A 23195-nucleotide genomic window follows, 5' to 3' on the forward strand; every position below is an offset into this window, starting at 1 on the left:
TGTCGTCTCCGTTCACGCGCCGGGTTCCGTCAGGCGCCGGCCGGCCGGCCAAACAGGCCCTGCGGTCGGACGAGGAGGATGAGAGCCATCAGGCCGAACATGACGATGGTCGCCATCTCGGGAGCGAACAGCGCGGTCATGCTCACGGCGACGCCCACGAGCAGCCCCGCCACCACGGCCCCGAGCAGCGATCCCATGCCGCCGATGACGGTGACGACGAAGGCCTCCGCCAGCACCAGCGTGCCCATCTCCGGGCTCACGTTGCGCATGGGCGCGGCCAGCACGCCGCCGAGCGCGGTGAGGCCGACGCCGAGGCCGAACACCAGCAGCCACAGCCGGCTCACGTCCACCCCCAGCACTTTCATGATGAGCGGATCGCGCGCGCCGGCCCGCACGATGAGGCCGAAGCGGGTCTTCTCCAGCGCCACCCAGAGCAGCAGCAGGATGACCGCCACCACGCCCATGACGAACAGGCGATAGATGGGGAAATAGCCGACGCCGAGATCCACCACGCCCTGCAGCACGTCGGGCGCCGAGAAGGGAATGCCGTCCGTGCCGAAGGTGATGCGCACGGCCTCCACCAGCACATAGCCCAGGCCGAAGGTGAGCAGCAGCGGATCATCCGGCGTGCGGCCATAGAGCGGGCGGATGAGGAAGCGCTCGATCAGCATGCCGAGCACGCCGACCGCAAGGGGCGCGACGATGAGCGCCCACCAGAAGCTGCCGGTCTGCGCGGCGACCCACAGCCCCGCATAGGCGCCCACCATGAACAGGGCGCCATGGGCGAAATTCACGATGCCGAGCATGCCGAACACGATGGTGAGCCCGAGGGCGACCATCACCAGGATCGCCCCGAGCGCGAGCCCGGAGAACAGCTGCATGAGGATGAGTTCAAGGTCCATCGGGCGTCTCTCGGGGCGGGCGGGGCATTCGGCACGGTGCTTCTCCCCTCTCCCCTTGCGGGAGAGGGGCCGGGGGTGAGGGGTTGGATCGCGCTCTGTTGCTGCCTTCCCCTCATCCGTCTCGCGGCTGCGCCGCGATCCACCTTCTCCCGCAAGGGGAGAAGGGATCAGGTCTCAGGTCGGGAAGCCCAGTTCGCCGCAGGAGCGCAGCATCTGTTCGGAGCCGGGGACGTTCTCGACGATGTCGAACAGGTCCTGCTCGCTCTTCATGTCGGCCTTGGCCTTGGACTTCAGCACCAGCACCGACTGCACCGACTGGTGGTCGCACTTGCGGAAGTATTGCGGACCCTTGGCCACGTCGTACTTCAGGCCTTCCAACGCCTCGACCACCTTGTCCGTGTCGGTGCCGCCGGCCTTCGCCATGGCCAGGAGCAGCGCGGAAACACCAGTAAATCCGTAGGCGCCGTAATCGGTCGGAAGCGAGCCATAGGCCGCCTTGTAGGCATCGTTGAACGCCTTGGCGGAGGGGATGGTGCTCTCCAGCGCCCAATAATAGTTGGCGCCGCCGATGATGCCCTCGAACACGTCGGGCGCCACGGCGATGCGCTGGTTGTGCAGCAGCACCGGCACCACGATCTGCATCTGCTTCTTCATGCCGAAGTCGTTGGCCTGCTTGATGGAGTTGGCCTGGTCACGACCGAAGTTGCAGATGGCGAGGATATCCGGCTTCAGGGCACGGATGCGCGGCATCAGCGTGGAATAGTCCGCCGCGCCGAAGGGGTGGAGGATCTCGCCGACGATCTCGGCGCCGAGTTCGCCGGCGGCGCGCTTGAAGCCGCGCATCATCTCGTGGCCATAGGCGTAGTCGGCGCCGAGCAGCGCCACCTTCGAGCCCTTCTTGAAGGTCGCCCGCGCCACGGCGGCCGTGGTCATGTGCGGGTTCAGCGCCTCGTGGAAAGTGTACTTCGAGAAGTCCTTCACCTCGTTGATGGTGTCGGACTGGCTGATGGAGACGTAGATGACACCACGGGCGCGCGTCACCTCGTTCACCGCGAGCTGAACGGCACTGGAGAGGGCCCCGACCACCGCGTGGACCTTGTCCTTCTCGATGAGTTCGAGGGTGCGGGTGGCGGCCTCGCCGGCATTCAGCTTGTCGTCACGGACCAGCAGCTCAACCTTGCGGCCGGCGATGCCGCCCTTGTCGTTGACGAGCTTCACGGCGAGTTCCGCGCTCTTCACCTGATCCTTCGCCTCGGCGCCGAAGGGGCCGGTGAGCGGGGTGGGGAAGCCGATGCGGATGGTCTCCGCCTGCGCCCGCACGATGGCCGGCGAGGCGATGAGGCCGACGCCAGCGGCGCCGAGGCCGGCGAGCACGGTGCGGCGGGATACGCTGGAGAGGGGATGGTCGGTCCGCTTGGTCATGAAATCCTCCCGGTCTGTCTTGTTTTTTGGCTGTGGGCGGTCGTCAGTAGGCACCGAGCGCTTTGAGGATGCGCGCGGGGGTCATGGGGATCTGGGTCAGCTCGGCGTTGAGCGGTGCGAGGGCGTCGTTGACCGCGTTGAGCGCGGCGGCGGACGAAGCGGCGGTGCCCGCCTCCCCACAGCCCTTGGCACCAAGCTCGGTGTCGCGGGTCGGCGTTTCCATGTGGGCGATCACGATGTCCGGCATCTCGCAGGACATGGGCACGAGATAATCGGCGAGCGAGCCGTTCACGAGCTGGCCGGCCTCGTCGTAGCGGCATTCTTCGAAGAAGGCGGCGCCGAGCCCCTGCACCACGCCGCCGCGCACCTGCTCCTCCACGAGGAGCGGATTGATGATGCGGCCGCAATCCTCCACCACAAAGTGCTTGAGGATTTTGACGAGCCCCGTCTCCGCATCCACCTCCACATGGCAGCCGTGGATGCCGTTGGTGAAGGCGAACGGATATCCAGACGGCGCATAATGGTGCGCCACCGTGAGCTGTGCATCGGTGCCCGGCGGCAGCGTGTCCGAACGGAAATAGGCGATGCGCGCGACCTCGGCGAGGCTGAGGCGCACCGTGCCGCCCGCCTTGTCCACCACCTCGGCATCGACGAGATCAAGGTCGCCCGGCTGCGCCTGGAGAATGGCGGCGGCCACGTTCAGCACGTTGGCCTTGAGCTTCTTCGCCGCCTGAAGGGCCGTCTCGCCGCCGACGCCCGCCCCGCGGCAGGCCCAGGTGGCGCCGCCATGGGGCGTCACCTCGGTGTCACCGGTGATGACGCGCACGATGTCCCGGGAGACACCGAGATAGTCAGCGACGATCTGGCCGATGATGGCCTCGGTGCCCTGCCCCTGCTCCGTCACCGAGATGAGGCAGCGCACCTCGCCGGACGGGGTGATCTTGATGACCGCCCCGTCCTGCGCCGAGATGCGCGCGCCGCCGATGCCGTAGAAGGCAGGCGTGGGGTTGGTTATCTCGACGAAGGCCGCGATGCCGATGCCGCGATGGATGCCGCGGGCACGCAGCTCCGCCTGCTCGGCGCGCAGGCGGTCATAGTCCATCAGCGTCTTGAGCTTCGCGAGACAGGCTTCGTGGGAGAGCTGCTCGAACTTGAAGCCGGTGAGGGACTGGCAGGGATAGGCGTCGTCCGGAATGAGGTTGCGCGCGCGCACCTCGAACGGGTCGAGCCCGGTCGCGGCGGCGGCCTTCTCCATCAGATGCTCGGTCACGGCGCAGGCGATGGGGTGGCCCACCGCGCGATACTGGCTCGTCTGCGTCTTGTTCTGGAACACCACCTTCAGGTCGGCGCGGTAGGCCTCCAGCCGGTAGGGCGCGCCGATGAGGCGGATGACCTGGTTGCCCTCCACCGCGCTGGTGCGGGGATAGGTGGAGAAGGCGCCGATGGCCGTCTCGTCCTCCACCGCCATGGCGAGGATGCGGCCGTCCGCGCCCACCGCCGCCTTCGCCTTCACGCGATGGTCGCGGGCATGGATGTCGGAGACGAAGGCCTCCAGCCGGTCGACCACATATTTCACCGGCCGGCCCGCCAGCATGGACAGGCCGATGACCGCCATGTCCTCGTGATAGACGTGCAGCTTCACGCCGAAGGAGCCGCCCACATCCGGCGCCGCCACCCGCACGCGGGCTTCGGGAATGCCGTAGTGGCGGGAATAGAGATCCTGGAACTGGAACGGCGTCTGGGTGCCGTGATGGACGGTCAGCGCGTGCTCGCTCGCGTCGTAATCGGCGATGAGCGCGCGCGGCTCCAGCGTCACGCCGGTGTGGCGGCCGAAGGCGAGGTCCGCTTCCACCACATGCGCGGCAGAGGCGAACAGGTCGTCGACCGCGCCGCTCTCCAGAGCTGAGCGGAAGCACAGATTGTCGGCGAAGCCCTTCACGAGGCGGGGCGCATCGGGCGCCAGCGCCGTGTCGAGATCGGCGAGGACGGGCAGGTCCTCATACTCGATCTCCACCAGCTCGCAGGCGTCCTCGGCGGCGGCGCGGCTTTCCGCCACCACCGCGACCACCGCCTGCCCGCTCCATGTCACCCGCTCGAGGGGCAGCGGAAGCTGGGGCTCGGACTTCATGCCCTTGAAATGGTCGAGCGTGCCCACCCACGGCGTACACAGCTTCGCAAGGTCCTCCCCCGTCGCCACCAGAGCAACGCCGGGCGCCGCGCGGGCGGCCTCCACGTCGATGCGCACAATGCGGGCATGGGCGAAGGGCGAGCGCACGAAGGCCGCATGCAGCATGCGCGGCAGCTTCATATCGGTGACGTAATGGCCACGCCCGGCCACAAGCCGCTTGGCATTGGGGCGGGGCAGCGGGCGTCCCACATGAACGCCAGGCTCAAGATGGGGCGCCGCGCCAAGCGGACGGTCGAACGGGGCGTTCATTCTGCACCCTCCCCGTTCGCCTTGCGGGCGGCGGCCTCGATGGCGTCCACGATGGCCTCGTAGCCGGTGCAGCGGCAGTAATTGCCGGAGATCGCGTCGCGAATCTCCTCGCGATCCGGCACGCCACCTTTCGCCATCAGAGCGTGGGCGTTCACCAGCATGCCCGGCGTGCAGAAGCCGCATTGCAGCGCGTTGCGCTCATGGAACGCCTGCTGGAGCGGCGCCAGCGCGCCGCTGGCGACAAGTCCCTCCACCGTCTCGACGCGCTGCCCCTGCGCCTGCACGGCGAAGACGAGGCAGGAATGCACTGGCACCCCATCCAGCAGCACGAGGCAGGCGCCACAGGCCCCCATCTCGCAGCCCACATGGGTGGCGGTGAGTTCGAGGTCCGTGCGCAGGAAGTCCGCCAGCGTGGTCCGCGGCGCGGCCATGCGGGCAATCTGTTCACCATTGACGGTGAGGGAGAGGGGGACGGCGCCCGCCATCATGTTCATGAGCATGTCTCCAGCTTGCGCAGCAGGCGCCCGAGCAGGACGCGCGCGAGGTGGCGGCGCATGGCGGCGGGAATCTCGGCGTCGTCCAGTGGATCGATGTCCGTATCCAGCGCGCGCTGGGCGGCGGCGATGGTGTCGGCATCGAGCACCTTGCCGGCGATTTCGGCCTCGGCATTGCGGGCACGCACCGGCGTCGGGCCGACCGAAAAGAGGGCGATGCGCGGGTTGGCGATAATGGCCCCGTCTCGCTCGGCAAGGATACCGCCCCCGACCATGGCGTAGTCGCCGCGACGGCGCGCCATCTCGTCGAAGGCGCAGACATGGCGCGGCCCGGCGGCGGGCACATGCAGCGCCACGAGGATTTCCCCGGGCTCGATGGCGGTCTGATAGAGGTCCTGAAAGTAGTCGTCGGCGGCGACGCGGCGCATGCCGTCGACCCCGGAGATTTCCATCTCGGCGCCCATCGCCAGCATCATGGCCGGGAATTCGGACGCCGGATCGGCCAACGCCACGCTGCCGCCGACCGTGCCACGATTGCGGATGGCGGGATGGGCGACGAAAGGCGCGGCGGCCGTGAGCAACGGCGCATGGGCCCGGATCAGCGGCTCGGTCAGCGTTTCGGCATGGCGGGTGAGCGCGCCGATGCGCAGGCTTTGCCCGTCCAGCCGCACGCCGCGCATCTCGGGAATCGCGGAGAGGTCGATCAGCACCTGCGGCGCCTGCAGCCGCATCGCCAGCGCCGGCACGAGGCTCTGGCCGCCGGAGATGAAGCTTGCATCCCCATCGGCCCCGGCAAAGGCGGCATGCGCCTCGGCAAGGCTCGACGGACGCGCATAGGCGAAAGCGCGGGCTTTCAAGGGCAGGCTCCTCCCGGTCGAGCGTGGCTTCATTTTAGTGACCACTTGGTCACAACATGATCTCAGGCCGGTGTGCCTGTCAATAGTGCTGCGCGACCATTGGCGAAGTGCTTGGGAAAAGCGCTGGCAGGGAAATCATTGCAGTGCAGCGCGACGTTATTCCCACCCGGATATATGATTATTGCCTTCCCTCATCTTTTCCTCGACTTCGCGCGCCATAGGAGCCGCCGCCGCGACGCGGGGGCGGGCGTCGCCGCGCTCGGAGACCCTTGGTGGCGGGGGAAGGTTGCGCTATCGCAGGACGGTGGGCGCCCGGCCCATGCGCCGAACGGACTCGCCTTGAAGCCCACTCCCGACCAGAAGCCGACGCCGCCCGCCCGCCCCCGCCGGCAGCACATGCGGGCGGCCGACCGCGAACAGGCGATCATCGAAGAAGCCGTGCGCTTCTTCGCCGAGCACGGATTCGAGGGACAGACGCGCGAATTGGCGAAGCGGATGGGAATCACCCATTCCGCCATCTACCGCTACATCCCCTCCAAGGAAGCGCTCATCGAGCGGGTCTACGAGCACGTCTATCTCAGCCGCTGGAAGGCAGACTGGGCGCCTCTCGTGACCGACCGATCCAAGCCGCTGGAGGCGCGGCTCACGCAATTTTATCTCGAATATGTCGAACAGGTTTTCGACTACCACTGGGTGCGAATCTTCGCCTTTTCCGGCCTCAAGTCGTTCGACATCACCAGCCGCTACCTGATGATCGTCCGCGACCAGATCATCCTGCCCGCCTGCGCCGAGCTCAGGGCAGAGCTGAAGCTGCCGGCCCCCGGCGAAATTCCGGTCAGCGAACGCGAGGCCGAGCTGTTCTGGGGGCTGCACGGGCGCATTTTCTACCTTGCGATCCGCCGCTACGTGTACGGCACCACGACGCCGGAGGATCTCGACCCCATCGTCCGCGACGCGGTTCGCGCCTTCCGCGCCGGTGTCGCACCCGTGCTGAAGGACATCCTGGCGCAAGCCGGATCCTGAAGAATGAGGGGCCTCGGGAGGGGGTTGCGCAGATGACGCAACGTCATGCTCGCCCCTCGCCAAGACGGCGTTCCCTTGGTAAAGTTTCCGTGCGAACGGCCTTGTTCTCGCCGTCGTGATCTGGTCTAGCGTGGGGCGTAAAGGGAAAAGAAACCGAATTTCGGCAAGGTTGCAGGGCTGGCGGGAATGTGCGGCGGGGCCGCGCGGGCGCAGCGTTCAGAGCCGGTGGTCGGTCGGAGAAGATCCGAACCGGGCAAGGTTTGTGCGATGCGTTAGACCGAGGGACCCTGCGATGGACGAACGGAGCCGGTACCGACCGGCAGCGCTGATAGCGGGGACCATGAGGCACTCGGACCGGCAGGAATACGCGGCTTGGCAGGACGACGCGAGCGATCATGACGCGCGCGCGGGCCATGACGCAGGCTTGCGCGACCACGGTGAATGGGACCGCGACGACGCTGATCCCCATGCCGACTGGCATGACCGGGCCGACTGGCACTGGACGCCGCATGTCCACGAGGAGGAGGTCGATGCCTCCGACTACGACCCCCACGCCTCGGATCCCCGGCCGCGCAGCACGTCCCGCCGCGGCACGCTCGTCGGCATCGGCACGGGCGTCGTCGCCGGCCTAATGGTTGCCGCAGGGGCCGTCTGGTACACCCAAGGCTCGTTCGCGTTCGGCGTCTCCGCACCGCCGCCCCAGATCGCCAACCGCCCCCTCGTCCGCGAGCTCAGCATGGCGGCCGCGGGAACGACCGTGACCGAGATTTCGCTCGTCGTCGGCTCCGGCGCGCTGGGCGTCGATCCGGGCAGCATCTACCTGACCAACGTGGCCATTGATGGCCGGTCCTTTGCCGCCGGGCCTGGACCGTCGGACAATTCCGCGCGCCTCACCGGCCGCGTCGTGCCGCTGCCCATGGCCAATCCGCTGAACCGGAACCAGGTGGCCGCCGCCGACGGAATCAAGGCGCTGGAACAATTTGACCAGGGCGCGGTGCCCCTGCCCCTGCGCAAGCCGGCCATGCCGAACCAGCGCCTCGCCTACGCGTCCCTGCCCGACGCCTCCCTGACCGACACGCCCTCCGCCGTCCCCGGCAGCCAGGCCCCGGCTCCAGAGACGCCGACGCTCTCAGAGGACGAGCCGGCGCTGCCCACGCCCGGCAGCGGCTATGCCATCTACGACATCAAGGCCAAGGTCGTTTACATGCCGAACGGGGATCGGCTGGAAGCCCATTCTGGTTACGGCGATACCTTCGACGACGTGCGTGCCGTCAACAAGCGCATGGTGGGCCCGACCCCGCCCAACACCTACCAGCTGACCATGCGCGAATCCCTGTTCCACGGCATCGAGGCGGTGCGCCTCAATCCCATCGGAACCGGCCGGATGTACGGCCGCGCCGGCATCCTCGCCCACCCCTATCTCCTTGGTCCGCGTGGAGATTCCAACGGCTGCGTGTCGGTCAAGGACTACGACAAGTTCCTCGCCGCCTTCAAACGCGGTGAGGTGAAGAAGATGGTGGTGGTGGCCGAGCTGAAGCATGGCCCCAAGAAGGAAGAGAACTTCCTCCTGTCCTTCCTGAAGCCCAAGGACCAGTAGGGCGCCGGGGCGCCCTTCCGCTGCAGGGCAAACTTTGCTCTCGGCGCCATTTCGACAATCCAGCAATGGCAAGGGTGCACGCCGGCTTTCGGTAGCGGCGAACCTCAATTCTGGCTGCAGTGCAGCAGAATGCACGCCATTCTTGCGCCACATCAAATTTCGCTGGCTTTCCGGATAGATACGGATGCTCCCGCACCCGTAGATCAACGGAATTGACCCGAGGGAGAGACGGGACCTTAGCTGCGGCCATTCGCACGTGCGAAAGCAACGTCCGGCCTGTCGCAATCGTTGGGCCGGCGAGAGACGGGAGCCCGTCATGGCCGCCGATACGCCTGCCCCCTCCCCTGTCCTTTCCCCCTTCCAGAACCTGCTGCCGTTCGACCCGAATGCCGCGATGTCGGCATTCCAGAAGGGACTTTCACCGGCATTCAACCCACAGTTCGGCATGGGTTCAGGTGCGAGTCAGGCCGGACCTCTCGGCGCCTACCTCGTGGACGCTGCCCAGCGCCAGGTCCTCTTCCTCGACCTCCTCCGCCGGAGGGGGAACGAGCAGCACGATATTACCTCACGCCCCATGGCGACGGTGCTCTCCTTCGACCATGAGGTGCTGGTGAGCGGGCGGGCGCTGCCGCGGCCGATCAACTATTCCCTGTCCCGCATCGTCCCCCCCGCCGGAGTGGTGGTGGACCCGCGGAAGCGGCCGGTGGTGGTGGTGGACCCCCGCGCCGGGCAGGGGCCGGGCATCGGCGGGTTCAAGACCGAGAGCGAGATCGGCGAGGCGCTGGGCACCGGGCATCCGGTCTACTTCATCGGCTTCGCCGCCGAGCCGGAGCCGGGGCAGACCTTCCTGGACGTGGTGGAAGGTCAGGTCTCCTTCTTCGAGCGGATCCGGCAGATGCATCCGGAGGCCCCGCCCACCTTCGCCATTGGCAATTGCCAGGCCGGCTACCAGACGCTGATGGTGGCGATGCTGCGGCCGGACCTGTTCGGTCCCTGCATGGTGGCGGGCTCGCCCATGTCCTACTGGCAGGGCGTGCACGGCAAGAATCCCATGCGCTATTCCGGCGGCCTGCTCGGCGGCTCGTGGCTGACCAACCTCATCAGCGACCTCGGCGGCGGCAAGTTCGACGGCACCTGGCTGATCCTGAACTTCGACAATCTGAACCCGGCCAACTGGCTGTGGGGCAAGCAGTATGACGTCTGGTCGAAGGTGGACACGGAAGGCCCGCGCTATCTCGAGTTCGAGAAGTGGTGGGGCGACTTCATCAAGCTGAATGGCGACGAGATCCAGTTCCTGGTGGACGAGTTCTTCATCGGCGACAAGCTCACCCGCAACGAGGTGCGCTCCACCGACGGCAAGGTGTTCGACCTGCGCAACATCTCCTCGCCGGTCATCGTCTTCACCTCGCAGGGCGACAACATCTCCCCGCCGCCGCAGACGCTGGGCTGGATCCTCGACCTCTACAGGGACGTGGACGACATCCGCGCCGAGGGCCGCACCATCGTCTATTGCATGAACCAGAAGGTGGGCCACCTCGCCATCTTCGTCTCGGCCAAGGTCGGGGCGAAGGAGGACGAGGAGCTGGTGCGCCTCATGGACCTCATCGACTGCCTGCCTCCCGGCCTCTACGAGCTGGTCATCGAGCCGGCGTCGGAAGAGCAGGTGAAGGCCGGTGGTCCCGCCTGGCATTCGCGCTTCGAGCTGCGCTCGCTGGACGACATCCGCGCCTATGGCCGCAACAGCGTGGAGGATGATCGCGCCTTCGCCGCCGCGCGGCGGGTGTCGGAGATCAACCACTCGCTCTATCGCACATTCCTCCAGCCCGTCGTGAAGGCGATGGCGACGCCGCAGCTTGCGGATGCGCTGTTCCGCTTCAATCCGCTGCGGCTCTCCTACTCCCTGTTCGCGGATACCAACCCGCTCATGAAGGGGGTGGAGAAGCTCGCCGCCGACGTCACCACGGCCCGCAAGCCGGCGGACGCCTCCAATCCCTTCGTCACGGCGCAGAACTTCTGGTCCGACCAGATCAACGCCGCCCTCGACGGCTGGCGGGATATGCGCGACCGGGCGGTGGAGCAGTCCTTCTTCGCCGTCTACGGCTCGCCGGTGCTGCACGGCCTGCTGGGGCTCAACCTCGACGGGAAGGTCCGCGAGCTGCCGGCCAACAGCCCGCAGAAGGAAGCCTTCCGCGACCGCAAGATCGCCGAGTTCCGCGACCGCGTGGCCGAAGGCGGCTTCAACGAGGCGCTGGTGCGCGCCTCGCTCTACGTGCTCTCGGTGACACGCGCGCTGGACGAGGCGGCCGCCAGCTCGCTCAACGAGACGCGGCAGAAGCTGATGCAGCTCTCGCTGCCCGAGTTCAAGACGCTGGTGCGCGACCAGTTCTACATCCTGCTCCTGGAACGGGAGAAGGCGGTGGAGGCCATCGCCCGTCTGGTCACAGATCCGGACCAGCGGCAGGATCTGGTGAACAAGGTGGTCGGCGTCGCCACGGCGGATGGCACCTACACCCCCGGCGAGCGGGCCCTGGTGGAACGCCTGGCCGAAATCCTCGGCGTCTCGGCGCCGAAGACCGTGGCGCTGGCGGCGGTGAAGACCGCGCCGGCCCCCGTGCCCGGCCAGAACCTCCCCGCAGCCGTCTGAGCCGGGAAGACGGGCGCGGCGCATCCCCCGCGCCGCGCCCGGACTTCTCCATTCCCCGACCCGCCTGTTCCTCGCCTTCCCTCCCAGTGACGCGCCCGAGGAGGCATGTTCGTGCCCACCATCGCCAATCATCTGTTCGAGGACATCAAAGCGGGCGACAGTGCGTCCGCCACCCGCATCATCCGCACACCGGACCTGCGGGCCTGGGGCGCCGCCTTCGGCGATGCCGGCATGCTCGCCGGCGCCGGGGCGGGTCAGGCGGATGCCGGCCTTGCCGCCTCCCTGTTCGCCGCTCTGGTGGGCACCGCCCTGCCCGGCCCCGGCTCAACCATCCGCGCCTCCAGCGTGAGCATCGCCGCGCCGCTGCCGGCCGACGTGCCGCTCACCGTTTCCCTCACCGTACGCGACACCAACGCCGCAGACCGCACGATCGGCCTCGACGGCGCGATCGCCGCGCCCTCCGGCGCCATCGTCGCCACCGCCGCCATAACCGTGGCCGCGCCCGAGAAGGCCATCAGCGTCAACGTGCCCGAGCATCGGCTGGAAGCGCTGCTGGAGCGCTGCAAGGGGCTCGATCCCCTGCCCACCGGCGTGGTCCATCCCTTGAGCCTCGATGCCCTCTCCGGCGCCCTCGATGCTGCCGCCGCCGGGCTCATCAAGCCGGTGCTGTTCGGGCCGGAGGCGGACATCCGCCGCATCGCCGCGTCCGGCGGCCTCGATCTTTCCGGCGCCCGCATCGTCTCCACCGCGAGCGAGGAGGAGTCCGCCGCCAAGGCCGCGGCCGCCGCCGGCGCGGGCGAGGTGGGGGCGCTGATGAAGGGCAGCCTTCACACCGACGTGCTGCTTCATGCGGTGATGGCGAAGGAGGCGGGGCTGCGCACCGGCCGGCTGCTCAGCCATTGCGCCATCATGTCCGTGCCCACCTATGCCCGCCGGGTGCTGGTGACGGATGTGGCGCTCAACATCGCCCCCGACACCGACCAGAAGCGCGACATCTGCCAGAACGCCATCGGCCTCGCGAAGGCGCTGGGCATCGAGACGCCCAGGGTCGCGGTGCTGGCGGCGGTGGAGATGGTGCACACCAAGATGCCCGCCACCCTCGACGGCGCCATCCTCTCCAAGATGGCCGACCGGGGCCAGATCGTCGGCGGCATCGTGGACGGGCCGCTCGACCTCGACGCGGCGGTGGATGCCGAAGCGGCGCAGGTGAAGCACATCGTCTCGCCCGTCGCGGGCACGGCGGACGTGCTGCTGGTGCCCAACATCGAGGCCGGCAACATGGTCTACAAGAATCTCGGCTTCATGGCCGACGCCCAGAGCGCCGGCCTCGTGGTCGGCGCCCGCGTGCCGGTGATGCTGACGAGCCGCGCCGACAGCGCCGAGGCCCGGCGCTTCTCCGCCGCCGCGGCGGTGATCTACGCCGATGCGCTCAAGCGCACCCCCGACGCCATCCTTCCCCACACCGCCGACTGAGCGAGGCTGCCATGACCGACGCCGTTCTCGTCGTCAATTCCGGCTCCACCAGCCTCAAGTTCGGCGCCTATGGGACGTCGAACGCGGAGGACCCGCCTTTGCTCTGCCGGGGCGGCATCGACAGCATGGCGGGTGATCCGCACTTCATCGCCAAGGAGCCGGACGGCAAGCCCATCGATGCCCACGAATGGGGTTCCGGCCATGCCCTGAGCCACAAGGAGGCGCTGGGCTACATCGTGACGTGGCTGGAGCAGCACGAGGCCAACATCAAGGTGGTGGCGGCCGGCCACCGCGTGGTGCTCGGCGGCACCCGCTTTGAAGGGCCAGCGAAGATCACGCCCGAGGTGCTGGACTATCTCGATGGCCTCGCCGCCATGGAGCCCTCGCACCAGCCGTTCAACGTGCGCGGCGCGCGGGCCATCGCCGAGGCCTTCCCCGGCCTGCCGCAGGTGGCGGTGTTCGACACCTCCTTCCACCGCACCATGCCGGAGGTGGCGCAGATCTACGCCTTGCCCAAGGCGGTGCGCGACACTGGCGTGCGGCACTGGGGCTATCACGGCATCTCCTACGACTATATCAGCCGGCAGGTGCCCAAGGTCGCGCCCGGCGCGCGGCGGGTCATCGCCGCCCATCTCGGCGGCGGCGCTTCGGTCTGCGCCATGCTGGACGGGAAAAGCGTCGAGACCTCCATGGCCTTCGCCGGCCTCACCGGCCTGCCCATGGCGACCCGTTCCGGCGACGTGCCGGCGGACGTGATCTTCTATCTGCTGCGCTCCGCCGGCTACACGGCGGAGGCGCTGGAAAAGCTGCTCTACGGCCAGTCCGGCCTGCTCGGCCTCTCCGGTGACAGCGCCGACATGCGGGTGCTGCAGGACAGCGCGGCGGCCGACGACAGGCTGGCCGTGGACTATTTCGTCTATTGCCTCGTGAAGTTCATCGGCGCCTATGCGGCGGTGCTGGGCGGGCTGGATGCGCTCGTCTTCACCGCCGGCATTGGCGAGAACTCGGCCAAGGTGCGCGCCGCGGTGCTGGAGCGGCTCGCCCCCTTCGGCCTCACCCTCGATCCGGCGGCCAATGCCGCCAACGGGCCGCGCATCACCACGGCGGACAGCGCCGTCGCGGCCTTCGTCATCCCCACCAATGAAGAACTGATGATCGCCCAGCACACGCTGGCGCTCACCCGTTCCGCCTGACCGGGAGAAGTCCAATGGCACAGAGCGCAGCCCTCGCCGCCGCAGCTCCCACCGAGGCCCCCGCCGAGAAGCCAGCGGCGGGATCGTCCTCCGGCGCGGTCCGGCTGGATGCGGCGGCCATCGCCGCCAAATTCACCGAACTCGGCGCCTCCCCCAAGGGCCTCACCGCCGCCGAGGCGGCCGAACGGCAGGCGAAATACGGCCCCAACGCCATCGTCGCCCACGAGGACAGCCGGTGGGAGAAGCTGGTCGGCTATTTCTGGGGGCCGATCCCCTGGATGATCGAGGCGGCGGCGCTGCTCTCCCTCATCCGCCGGGACTGGCCCGACTTCATCGTCGTCATGGGCCTGCTCATCTACAACGCCATCGTCGGCTTCTGGCAGGACAGCAAGGCCGCGAGCGCGCTGGCCGCCCTCAAGAAGGGCCTCGCGCTCAAGGCCCGCGTGCTGCGCGACAACAAGTGGATGACGGTGGACACCGCCGCCCTCGTGCCCGGCGACGTGGTGAGCGTCGCCGGCGGCGAGACCCTGCCCGCCGACCTGCTGCTGATCGAGGGCAAGTATCTCTCCGTCGATCAGGCGGCGCTGACCGGTGAATCGCTCCCCGTCTCCAAGGCGGTGGGCGACAGCGGCTATTCCGGCTCCATCGTGCGGCAGGGCACCATGACGGCCCTCGTGACCGCCACCGGCAACGCCACCTTCTTCGGCCGCACCGCGAAGCTCGTCGCCTCGGCCGGCGCCAAGTCGCACGCGGAGAAGGCGGTCATCCAGATGGGTGACTTCCTCATCATCCTCTCCGCCGCGCTGGCGCTGGTGCTGGTGGTGGCGCAGGTCCACCGCGACATCATCGCCGACGGGCACTGGGAATGGCAGCACGCCGGCGCCATCGTGCAGATCGTGCTGGTGTTGCTGGTGGCGTCCGTTCCGGTGGCGACGCCGGCGGTCATGTCCGTGACCATGGCGCTGGGCGCGCTGGCGCTGTCCAAGCAGCAGGCCATCGTCTCCCGCCTCTCGGCCATCGAGGAGCTGGCGGGCGTGGACGTGCTGTGCTCCGACAAGACCGGCACGCTGACGCTGAACCAGCTCACCCTCCAGACGCCCATCCCGTGGGGCAAGGCCGCGCCGGACGACCTCATCCTCGGCGCCGCGCTCGCTTCCCAGCGCCAGAGCGACGATGCCATCGACAAGGCGGTGATCGCCGCGGTGAAGGACCCGAAGGTGCTGGACGGCTACAAGAGCGTGGACTTCACGCCCTTCGATCCCGTCAGCAAGAAGACGGTGGCGAGCGTCGCCGGCCCGGACGGCAAGACCGTGCATTTCGCCAAGGGCGCGCCGCAGGCCATCGCCGCCCAGTGCGGCCTCTCGGAGGCCGATGCGAAGGGCTATTTCGACGCGGTGGAAACCCTCGCCCGCAGCGGCACCCGCGCGCTCGGCGTCGCCCGCTCGGACGACGGGAAGACGTGGACGCTGCTCGGCCTCCTGCCCATGCTCGACCCGCCCCGGCCCGACGCGGCGGAGACCATCGCCAAGGCCAAGGCCCTCGGCGTCTCGGTGAAGATGGTGACGGGCGATGATGTGGCCATCGGCGGCGAGATTTCCCGACAGCTCGGCCTCGGCGATCATCTGCTGGTCGCGAGCGACGTGTTCGGCAAGGATTCCAGCCCCGAGCACATCGCCATCGACGCCGCCCGCGCGGTGGAGGTGGCGGACGGCTTCGGCCGCGTCTTCCCCGAGCACAAGTTCCAGATCGTGAAGGCGTTGCAGGAACGCGGCCACATCGTCGCCATGACCGGCGACGGCGTCAACGACGCCCCCGCCCTCAAGCAGGCCGATTGCGGCGTGGCGGTCTCCGGGGCAACCGATGCGGCCCGCAGCGCGGCGGCGCTCATTCTCACCGCGCCGGGGCTCTCCACCATCATCAACGCCATCATGGAAGCTCGGGCGATCTTCGAGCGGATCACCAGCTACATCTACTACCGCATCGCCATGACGCTGAACATCATGCTGGTGGTGGTGCTGGTTTATCTGGTCTACGACTTCATGCCTCTCACCGCGATCATGATCGTCGTCATGGCGTTGCTTGACGACATCCCGATCATGACCATCGCCTATGACAATGTGAAGGTTCAGGACTCACCGGTGCGCTGGAACATGCAGCGCATCCTCTCCTTCTCGACCATCATGGGCATCATGGCGCTGGTGCAGAGCTTCGGCATCGTCATGCTCGGCATGTTCTGGATGAAGAGCCCGGAGCTGATGGCGCGGCTGCCCATGGACCTCTCCCACATCCAGACCATGCTGTTCCTGCAATTGTGCGCCGGCGGGCACCTGCTGTTCTTCGTCTCGCGGGTGCAGGGCACGCTGTTCCGCCCGCCCTATCCCAGCCTGCCCGTGCTCGCGGCGGTGATGGGCACGCAGGTGTTCGCGATCTTCATGTGCGCCTTCGGCTGGTTCATGCCGGCCCTGCCGTGGCTGCTCATCGGCGTGGTCTGGGCCTATTGCCTGGTGTGGACGCTGGTGATGGACCTCGTGAAGGTCATCTACTTCCGCTTCGTGAATGCGCGGGAGCGGCGCATGAGCCTGATCGACGCCTCCATCGGCCCGGTCGTTCCGGGCTGAGCCTCCGCGAAACCAGCGGTGCCCCCTCTCCCCTTGCGGGAGAGGGTTGGGGTGAGGGGTATGCCTCCGCTAGAACGGGAGCCGGGACGAATGCACAGGCCCTCCCCCCTCACCCCCGGCCCCTCTCCCGCAAGGGGAGAGGGGAGGCCCACCACCGTCATCGCCCGGCGTGTCCGGGCGATCCACGGTCAGGCCGGGGCAGGTCTTCGGACATCCCGCGAGCGGATGGGTGGATCGCCCGGACGAGCCGGGCGATGACGCACTGAGGGGGAGAGCCACAGCTCTTTCGGAATGCGCCCGCCAAGCCCCCTCTCCCCTTGCGGGAGAGGGGAGGGGGTGAGGGGTATGCCTCCGGCAGAACCGGCATCTGGGACTAACGGGCAGACCCGCCCCCTCACCCCCTCCCCTCTCCCGCAAGGGGAGAGGGGAGATAGGCCGCACCACGGCTGCCCTTGCGGCGCGGTTGCGTCGCCGGCGTGCGGCGAGGATGCTGCGGGCGCGGGGGAGACCTTCGCGCCTGTTTGCGTCACGACACCCGGACTGCCTTCGACGATGACACGCCTTCTGCCCGCCCTCCTCCTCGCGTTCCTCCCGGCCGCCGCCCTCGCCAATGACGACGTGTTGGCGCGCACCGCCACCGGCGCGGAGCAGGTGTTGCAGACGGTGGACTACGCCAACACGCGCTATTCCCCGCTCAGGCAGATCGACGCCGGCAATGTCGGCCGCCTCCAGGTGGCATGGACCTTCTCCACCGGCGTGCTGCGCGGGCACGAGGGCGCGCCTTTGGTGGTGGGGGACGTGATGTATGTCCACACCCCCTTCCCCAATGTGGTCTATGCCCTCGACCTCAAGAACGAGGGCCGCATCCTCTGGAAATACGAGCCGCGCCAGAAGAAGGACGTGGCGGCGGTGATGTGCTGCGATCTCGTCAATCGCGGCCTCGCCTATGCGGATGGCCTCATCTTTCTGCATCAGGCCGACACCACCATCGTGGCCCTCGATGCGAAGACCGGGGCGAAGCGCTGGTCGGTGGCCAACGGCGATCCGGCGCTCGGCGCCTCCAACACCGCCACCGTGATGCCGGTGAAGGACAAGCTTATCGTCGGCATCTCCGGCGCCGAGGCCGGCGTGCGCGGGCACCTCTCCGCCTATGACCTGAAAGACGGCCACCTCGTCTGGCGCGCCTACAGCACCGGGCCGGATGCGGAGATGCTGTTCGATCCGGAGAAGACCACCGAGCTGGGCAAGCCCGTGGGCAAGGATTCGTCCCTCAAGAGCTGGTCGGGCGACCAGTGGAAGATCGGCGGCGGCGCCACCTGGGGCTGGTTCGCCCACGACCCGAAGCTGAACCTCGTCTATTACGGCACCGCCAACCCGGCCACCTGGAACCCCAGCCAGCGGCCGGGGGACAACCGCTGGTCCGACACCATCATCGCCCGCGACGCGGACACGGGCGTCGCCCGCTGGGTCTACCAGATGACCCCCCACGACGAGTGGGACTATGACGGCGTCAACGAGATGATCCTGACCGATGGGGAGGTGGACAGGAAACCCACGCCGCTCCTCACCCATTTCGACCGCAACGGCTTCGCCTACACCCTGAACCGCGAGACCGGCGCCCTGCTCCGGGCGGGCAAGTACGAGACCACCGCCAATTGGGCGACCGGCATCGATCTCGACCCCGCAAGCCCCGCCTATGGCCGCCCGAAGCGCGACCCCGCCTTTTCCACCGAGCGGGAGGGCGAGGATGTCACCTACACCGGCATCTGCCCCTCATCTCTCGGCGCCAAGAACCAGCAGCCGGCGGCGTTCTCGCCGCAGACGCGGCTGTTCTATGTGCCCGTGACCCGCATGTGCATGGATTACGAGCCGTTCCACGTGGATTACGTGCCGGGCCAGCCCTATGTGGGCGCCACCCTCTCCATGCACCCCGCCCCCGGCACCGCGGGCAGCACCGGCGCCTTCCTCGCCTGGGATGCGCTGAAGGGCGAGGCCGTGTGGTCGAAGCCGGAGCAGTTCTCCGTCTGGTCGGGGGCGCTGGCGACGGCGGGCGGCATCGTCTTCTACGGCACGCTGGAAGGCTGGCTGAAGGCGGTGGACGCGAGGACGGGGAAGGAGCTGTACCGCTTCAAGACGCCCTCCGGCATCGTCGGCAACGTCACCACCTTCCTGCAAGGCGGCCGGCAATATGTGGCGGTGCTCTCCGGCGTCGGCGGCTGGGCCGGCATCGGCCTCGCCGCCGGCCTCAGCGACCCCGGCGACGGCTCCGGCGCCAACGAGGCCTATGCGGCGCTGAACCAGTATACGGCGCTGGGCGGGCAGCTCACGGTGTTCGCCCTGCCCAAGGGGGAGTAAGGGGGCGCCACGCTTCTCCCCTCTCCCCTTGCGGGAGAGGGGCCGGGGGTGAGGGGTGGGGCTATGTCCACGCACTCAAAAGGCGGTCCTAGCGGCGCGATACCCCTCACCCCAGCCCTCTCCCGCAAGGGGAGAGGGAGCTCGGCCGGCACGCAGCTCGCGGCAGCGATCGACAGGGGCGTCAGGACGGCGCCGGAGTGCGAAAGCAGTCGCTCCCCCCAACAGCCGTCATGCCCAGCCTTGTGCCGGGCATCCATGTCGGGCCGAGTGGACGATGCCGCGAGAGGTGTTCCCGGCCGATCCACGTGGATGGCCGGAACAAGCCAGGCCATGACGGAGAGGATGGGAATGACGATGAGCGGGAACGACGGCCCGCGCGTTCCCCCTACTGCGCCGCCGGCGGCACGCGGCTCAGGCGGGTGGCGAGGGTGTCTCCGCGCGGCACGAGCCGGGCGATAGGGTCGCTCTTCAGGCGGGCGAAGAGGATGTGGTCCTCCCACGTCCCGTTGATGCACAGATATTCCCGGGAATAGCCCTCGCGGGTGAAGCCGCAGCTTTCAAGCAGGCGGATGGAGGCCTGGTTGTGGGGCATGCAGGCCGCCTCCACCCGGCGCAGGTGGAGCACGTCGTGGGCTACGGGCAGGAGAGCCGTCACCGCCGCCCGCATGTAGCCCTGCCCGGCATAGGGCGCGCCCATCCAGTAGCCGAGGCTCGCCGCCTGGCACACGCCGCGCCGCACGTTGGAGAGGGTGAGGCCGCCGACCAACTCATCGTCCGCGCGGCGGAAGATGAAGAGCGGATAGGCCTCGTCCGTCACCATGTCGCGGGCGTAGCGCCGCAAGCGCCGGCGGAAGGCGCCGCGGGTGAGGTCATCGGCCGGCCACAGGGGCTCCCAGGGCGTGAGGAAGCCGCGGCTGATGTCCCGCAGGGTCCGCCACGCCACGAAGTCCTTCATCTGCGGCACGCGCAGATAGACGCCCTTGCCCTCGATGGTGGGGAGGGGCTCGGCGGGGAAGGGAAAGAGTGCGGACAGCCACATCACGTTGCGCCCGAGCCAAACTCCGTTGCCGGCGCAGCCGGTTAGTGACCCCCAAGACGCTGCACCACCCGTGCAGCCGGTTCAAGCCCGCCCTTCGGCCCGATGACGCTGAGCGTCGGCCGGCCGCGGCCGATGAGGCGGGACGCGGCGGCGCGCACGGCGGCGACATCCACCGCCTCCACCCGGGCGACGATCTCCTCCACCGGGATCACCCGGCCGAAGCCGAGGATCTGCCGGGCGAGCTGGTCGGCGCGGGCGCCGGAGCTTTCCAGCGCGGCGAGCAGCCCCACCTTCATCTGCGCCTTGGCGCGGGCCACCTCCAGCTCGGTCACGGTCTCGGCCGTGTCGAAGATCTGGTCCACCACCGCGTTGGAGAGCTCCTCCACGTCGCCGGTGTCGGTGCCGGCATAGATGCCGAACAGGCCGGTGTCCTGATAGCTCCAGTGGAAGGCATAGATGGAGTAGCAGAGCCCCCGCTCCTCCCGCACATCCTGGAACAGGCGGGAGGACATGCCCCCGCCCAGCACGTTCGAGAGCACCTGAAGGGCGTGGTAGTCCGCATCCTTGTAGGAGCAGCCCTCCAGCCCCATGAGCACGTGCACCTGCTCGAGGTCGCGCGCGGTCAGCCGCGTGCCGCCAGCGTAAGTTGCGGGCGACAGCTCCGGTGCCGCCCCGTTGCCGACGCCGGAGAGGCGGGCGGCGGCCTCGTCCACGAGGCGGTCGTGCTCCACCGCGCCGGCGGCGGAGACCACCATGCGCGGGCCGCGATAGGTGCGCCCGAGATAGGCGCCGAGCTGGTCGCGACTGAAGCCGCGCACCGTCTCCGGCGTGCCGAGGATGGAGCGGCCCACGCTCTGGCCCGGGAAGGCCTGCTCCTGGAACAGGTCGAACACCAAATCGTCGGGCGTGTCCATGACCGCGCCGATCTCCTGCACGATCACGTTCTTCTCCCGCTCCAGCTCGTCGGGGGCGAAGGCCGGCTCGGTGAGGATGTCGGCGAGAATGTCGATGCCGAGGCCCACGTCCTCGCCCAGCACGCGGACGTTGTAGGTGGTCTGCTCCACCGAGGTCGCGGCGTTGATGTCGCCGCCCACCTGCTCGATCTCCTCGGCGATGCGGCGGGCGGAGCGGCGGCGGGTGCCCTTGAAAGCCATGTGCTCCAGAAGGTGCGAGATGCCGTGCTCGTCGCCCTTCTCGTCCCGCGCGCCAGCGCCCACCCAGATGCCGAGCGAGGCGGTGCCGAGGTGGCTCATCTCGTCGGAGATGACGGTGATGCCGTTGTCGAGGGTCGAGATCTTCACGCTCATGCCGCGGCGCCCCGTCCGACCCGCGCATGGGTGCGGATGAAGGTTTCGATGGCCACGAGGTCGTTGGGCAGCACGCTCACGCTTTCCTTGCGGGTCAGAAGGTCCGCCATGTGCGGCGGCAGGCCGGGCCGGTGGCCGGTGGCGGCTTCCACCGCATCGGGGAACTTGGCGGGATGGGCGGTGGAGAGCACCACCTGCGGCACCTTGGCCGCGTGCTCCACCTTGTCCGCCACCGCCAGCGCCACGGCGGTGTGCGGATCAGCCAGATAGCCGGCGGACTGGTAGAGGCGCGCGATGGTCTGCGCCGTCTCCGGCTCGTCGGCGCGGCCGGCGGAGAAGTCGCTGCAGATGGCGGCGAGCGCCTCGCGCGGCACGGTGAAGGCGCCGGACTGGCCGAGCGAGGCCATGAGCTGGCGCACCTGCGCACTGTCCCGGTCCACCGCCTCGAACAGCAGGCGCTCGAAATTCGACGACACCTGGATGTCCATGGACGGCGAGGAGGAGGGATGCACCCCCTTCACCTCATAGCGCCCTGTTTCCAGCGTGCGGGCCAGGATGTCGTTGACGTTGGTGGCGATGGAGAGGTCGCGGATGGGCAGGCCCATGCGCTTGGCCACGTAGCCGGCAAAGATGTCGCCGAAATTGCCGGTGGGCACCACGAACGACACCTCGCGGTGCGGCGCGCCCAGCGCGGTGGCGGCATAGAAATAATAGACCACCTGCGCGACGATGCGCGCCCAGTTGATGGAGTTCACCCCGGCCAGCGCGAGGGAATCGCGGAAGGCGTGGTGGTTGAACATGGCCTTCACATGGGCCTGGCAGTCGTCGAACGTGCCTTCCACGGCGATGGCGTGGACGTTGTGCGCGTTCACGGTGGTCATCTGCCGGCGCTGCACCTCGGACACCCGCTTGTGCGGATAGAGGATGAACACGTCCACCGCGTCCGAGTGGCGGAACGCCTCGATGGCCGCGCTGCCGGTATCGCCCGAGGTCGCGCCGACGATGGTGGCGCGGGCGCCGCGGGCGGCGAGCACATGGTCCATCATGCGGGCGAGCAACTGCATCGCCACGTCCTTGAAGGCCAAGGTCGGACCGTGGAACAGCTCCAGCAGGAAGCGGTTGGGGCCGATCTGCGTCAGCGGCGTCACCGCCGGATGGCGGAAGGAGGCGTACGCGTCGGCAATCATCAGGTCGAGCACGCGCTCGGGCAGCGCATCGCCGACGAAGGGGGAAATCACCGCCTTGGCCACCGCCGGATAGGGTTTTCCCGCCAGCGCGGCGATCTCGTCCGCGCTCAGGGTGGGGAACGCCTCCGGCACATAGAGGCCGCCGTCGCGCGCCAGACCGGCCAGCAGCGCATCGGAAAACGACAGGACAGGAGCTTCGCCCCGGGTGGAAACGTAACGCACGGGCCCTCGACAGGTCTTGAGAGGCCCAAAGCGGGCCTGCCGCCAAACTAACCGCAAGCGCGCTCGCGGGAAAGGCGGGGGGTCTGCGGTCAAGTCGAAGGCCGGCAGAGGCAAGCACGGGCGACGGCGACCAAGCGGTGGCGCCGCCCCCCGGGAAGCGTAGGCCTTCACTCACAGGCCGTCATGGCCGGGCTTGTCCCGGCCATCCACGTGGATCGGCCGGGAATACATCTTCGGCCATCGTCCCCTCGGCACGACGTGGATGCCCGGCACAAGGCCGGGCATGACGGTGGTGAGGGATGGGTCGTCCCGGTCGAGCCGGAAGGGCGACGGCGGTGAGGAGCCGAGGCATTCGGGCCGCAGCTCACGAGCCGAATTTACAGGCCGTCATGGCCGGGCTTGTCCCGGAAGTCGGCTGTTGCCGA

At 68.5% G+C, this 23195-nt stretch carries 15 protein-coding genes; 7 read left to right on the forward strand and 8 right to left on the reverse strand.

Annotation, left to right across the window (positions count from 1 at the left end):
• Positions 1 to 29: 29 nt before the first annotated feature.
• From ACE3QW_RS09840 to ACE3QW_RS09860, 5 genes are all read right to left on the reverse strand, one after another.
• On the reverse strand, positions 30 to 902 hold the full coding sequence (locus tag ACE3QW_RS09840) for a branched-chain amino acid ABC transporter permease (protein WP_374251362.1): 873 nt from the start codon (positions 900 to 902) through the stop codon (positions 30 to 32).
• Positions 903 to 1076: 174 nt separating this feature from the next.
• Positions 1077 to 2324, reverse strand: coding sequence for an ABC transporter substrate-binding protein (locus tag ACE3QW_RS09845; RefSeq protein WP_374251363.1), 1248 nt, complete (start codon positions 2322 to 2324; stop codon positions 1077 to 1079).
• 43 nt (positions 2325 to 2367) lie between these two features.
• Entirely contained in the window at positions 2368 to 4761 is a 2394-nt protein-coding gene (locus ACE3QW_RS09850; RefSeq protein WP_374251364.1) for a xanthine dehydrogenase family protein molybdopterin-binding subunit, read from the reverse strand.
• Positions 4758 to 5246 (reverse strand): (2Fe-2S)-binding protein, encoded by a 489-nt coding sequence (locus tag ACE3QW_RS09855; RefSeq protein ID WP_374251380.1) that lies wholly within the window; start codon positions 5244 to 5246, stop codon positions 4758 to 4760. The genes ACE3QW_RS09850 and ACE3QW_RS09855 overlap by 4 nt, the downstream gene beginning before the upstream one ends.
• A gap of 5 nt (positions 5247 to 5251) precedes the next feature.
• Positions 5252 to 6112: a xanthine dehydrogenase family protein subunit M gene (locus ACE3QW_RS09860; RefSeq protein ID WP_374251365.1), complete on the reverse strand. Its 861-nt coding sequence runs from the start codon at positions 6110 to 6112 to the stop codon at positions 5252 to 5254.
• Positions 6113 to 6451: 339 nt separating this feature from the next.
• On the opposite strand from ACE3QW_RS09860, the gene ACE3QW_RS09865 reads away from it, so the two are divergent.
• The 7 genes from ACE3QW_RS09865 (at position 6452) to ACE3QW_RS09895 (ending at position 19015) form a co-directional block, all read left to right on the forward strand.
• Entirely contained in the window at positions 6452 to 7135 is a 684-nt protein-coding gene (locus ACE3QW_RS09865) for a TetR/AcrR family transcriptional regulator (RefSeq protein ID WP_374251366.1), read from the forward strand.
• Positions 7136 to 7559: 424 nt separating this feature from the next.
• Positions 7560 to 8732, forward strand: coding sequence for a DUF2778 domain-containing protein (locus tag ACE3QW_RS09870; RefSeq protein ID WP_374251367.1), 1173 nt, complete (start codon positions 7560 to 7562; stop codon positions 8730 to 8732).
• 316 nt (positions 8733 to 9048) lie between these two features.
• On the forward strand, positions 9049 to 11376 hold the full coding sequence (locus tag ACE3QW_RS09875; protein WP_374251368.1) for a DUF3141 domain-containing protein: 2328 nt from the start codon (positions 9049 to 9051) through the stop codon (positions 11374 to 11376).
• Positions 11377 to 11481: 105 nt separating this feature from the next.
• Positions 11482 to 12849: a bifunctional enoyl-CoA hydratase/phosphate acetyltransferase gene (locus ACE3QW_RS09880; protein ID WP_374251369.1), complete on the forward strand. Its 1368-nt coding sequence runs from the start codon at positions 11482 to 11484 to the stop codon at positions 12847 to 12849.
• Positions 12850 to 12860: 11 nt separating this feature from the next.
• A complete protein-coding gene (locus ACE3QW_RS09885; RefSeq protein WP_374251370.1) occupies positions 12861 to 14042 on the forward strand; it encodes an acetate/propionate family kinase in 1182 nt (393 codons plus the stop codon).
• Positions 14043 to 14056: 14 nt separating this feature from the next.
• Positions 14057 to 16660: a plasma-membrane proton-efflux P-type ATPase gene (locus ACE3QW_RS09890; RefSeq protein ID WP_374251371.1), complete on the forward strand. Its 2604-nt coding sequence runs from the start codon at positions 14057 to 14059 to the stop codon at positions 16658 to 16660.
• A gap of 552 nt (positions 16661 to 17212) precedes the next feature.
• Positions 17213 to 19015, forward strand: coding sequence for a methanol/ethanol family PQQ-dependent dehydrogenase (locus tag ACE3QW_RS09895; RefSeq protein WP_374251372.1), 1803 nt, complete (start codon positions 17213 to 17215; stop codon positions 19013 to 19015).
• Positions 19016 to 19400: 385 nt separating this feature from the next.
• Here ACE3QW_RS09895 and ACE3QW_RS09900 read toward each other — a convergent pair whose 3' ends face one another.
• The 3 genes from ACE3QW_RS09900 to thrC are packed head-to-tail and all read right to left on the reverse strand — an operon-like array spanning position 19401 to position 22770.
• On the reverse strand, positions 19401 to 20054 hold the full coding sequence (locus ACE3QW_RS09900) for a GNAT family N-acetyltransferase (protein WP_029558920.1): 654 nt from the start codon (positions 20052 to 20054) through the stop codon (positions 19401 to 19403).
• Positions 20055 to 20095: 41 nt separating this feature from the next.
• Positions 20096 to 21361, reverse strand: a complete 1266-nt coding sequence (locus ACE3QW_RS09905) for a M16 family metallopeptidase (RefSeq protein ID WP_374251373.1) — start codon at positions 21359 to 21361, stop codon at positions 20096 to 20098.
• Positions 21358 to 22770, reverse strand: a complete 1413-nt coding sequence (gene thrC, locus ACE3QW_RS09910) for a threonine synthase (RefSeq protein WP_374251374.1) — start codon at positions 22768 to 22770, stop codon at positions 21358 to 21360. The genes ACE3QW_RS09905 and thrC overlap by 4 nt, the downstream gene beginning before the upstream one ends.
• Between the last annotated feature and the right edge of the window lie 425 nt (positions 22771 to 23195).

Source organism: Xanthobacter sp., from assembly GCF_041911315.1.
Lineage (GTDB): Bacteria > Pseudomonadota > Alphaproteobacteria > Rhizobiales > Xanthobacteraceae > Xanthobacter > Xanthobacter aminoxidans.

What these genes read in the sequence shown, in the direction of transcription:
- ACE3QW_RS09840 (WP_374251362.1), bottom strand. Translation starts at nt 902, where the DNA reads ATGGACCTTGAACTCATCCTCATGCAGCTGTTCTCCGGGCTCGCGCTC.
- ACE3QW_RS09845 (WP_374251363.1), bottom strand. Translation starts at nt 2,324, where the DNA reads ATGACCAAGCGGACCGACCATCCCCTCTCCAGCGTATCCCGCCGCACC.
- ACE3QW_RS09850 (WP_374251364.1), bottom strand. Translation starts at nt 4,761, where the DNA reads ATGAACGCCCCGTTCGACCGTCCGCTTGGCGCGGCGCCCCATCTTGAG.
- ACE3QW_RS09855 (WP_374251380.1), bottom strand. Translation starts at nt 5,246, where the DNA reads ATGGCGGGCGCCGTCCCCCTCTCCCTCACCGTCAATGGTGAACAGATT.
- ACE3QW_RS09875 (WP_374251368.1), top strand. Translation starts at nt 9,049, where the DNA reads ATGGCCGCCGATACGCCTGCCCCCTCCCCTGTCCTTTCCCCCTTCCAG.
- ACE3QW_RS09880 (WP_374251369.1), top strand. Translation starts at nt 11,482, where the DNA reads ATGTTCGTGCCCACCATCGCCAATCATCTGTTCGAGGACATCAAAGCG.
- ACE3QW_RS09885 (WP_374251370.1), top strand. Translation starts at nt 12,861, where the DNA reads ATGACCGACGCCGTTCTCGTCGTCAATTCCGGCTCCACCAGCCTCAAG.
- ACE3QW_RS09890 (WP_374251371.1), top strand. Translation starts at nt 14,057, where the DNA reads ATGGCACAGAGCGCAGCCCTCGCCGCCGCAGCTCCCACCGAGGCCCCC.
- ACE3QW_RS09895 (WP_374251372.1), top strand. Translation starts at nt 17,213, where the DNA reads ATGACACGCCTTCTGCCCGCCCTCCTCCTCGCGTTCCTCCCGGCCGCC.
- ACE3QW_RS09900 (WP_029558920.1), bottom strand. Translation starts at nt 20,054, where the DNA reads ATGTGGCTGTCCGCACTCTTTCCCTTCCCCGCCGAGCCCCTCCCCACC.
- ACE3QW_RS09905 (WP_374251373.1), bottom strand. Translation starts at nt 21,361, where the DNA reads ATGAGCGTGAAGATCTCGACCCTCGACAACGGCATCACCGTCATCTCC.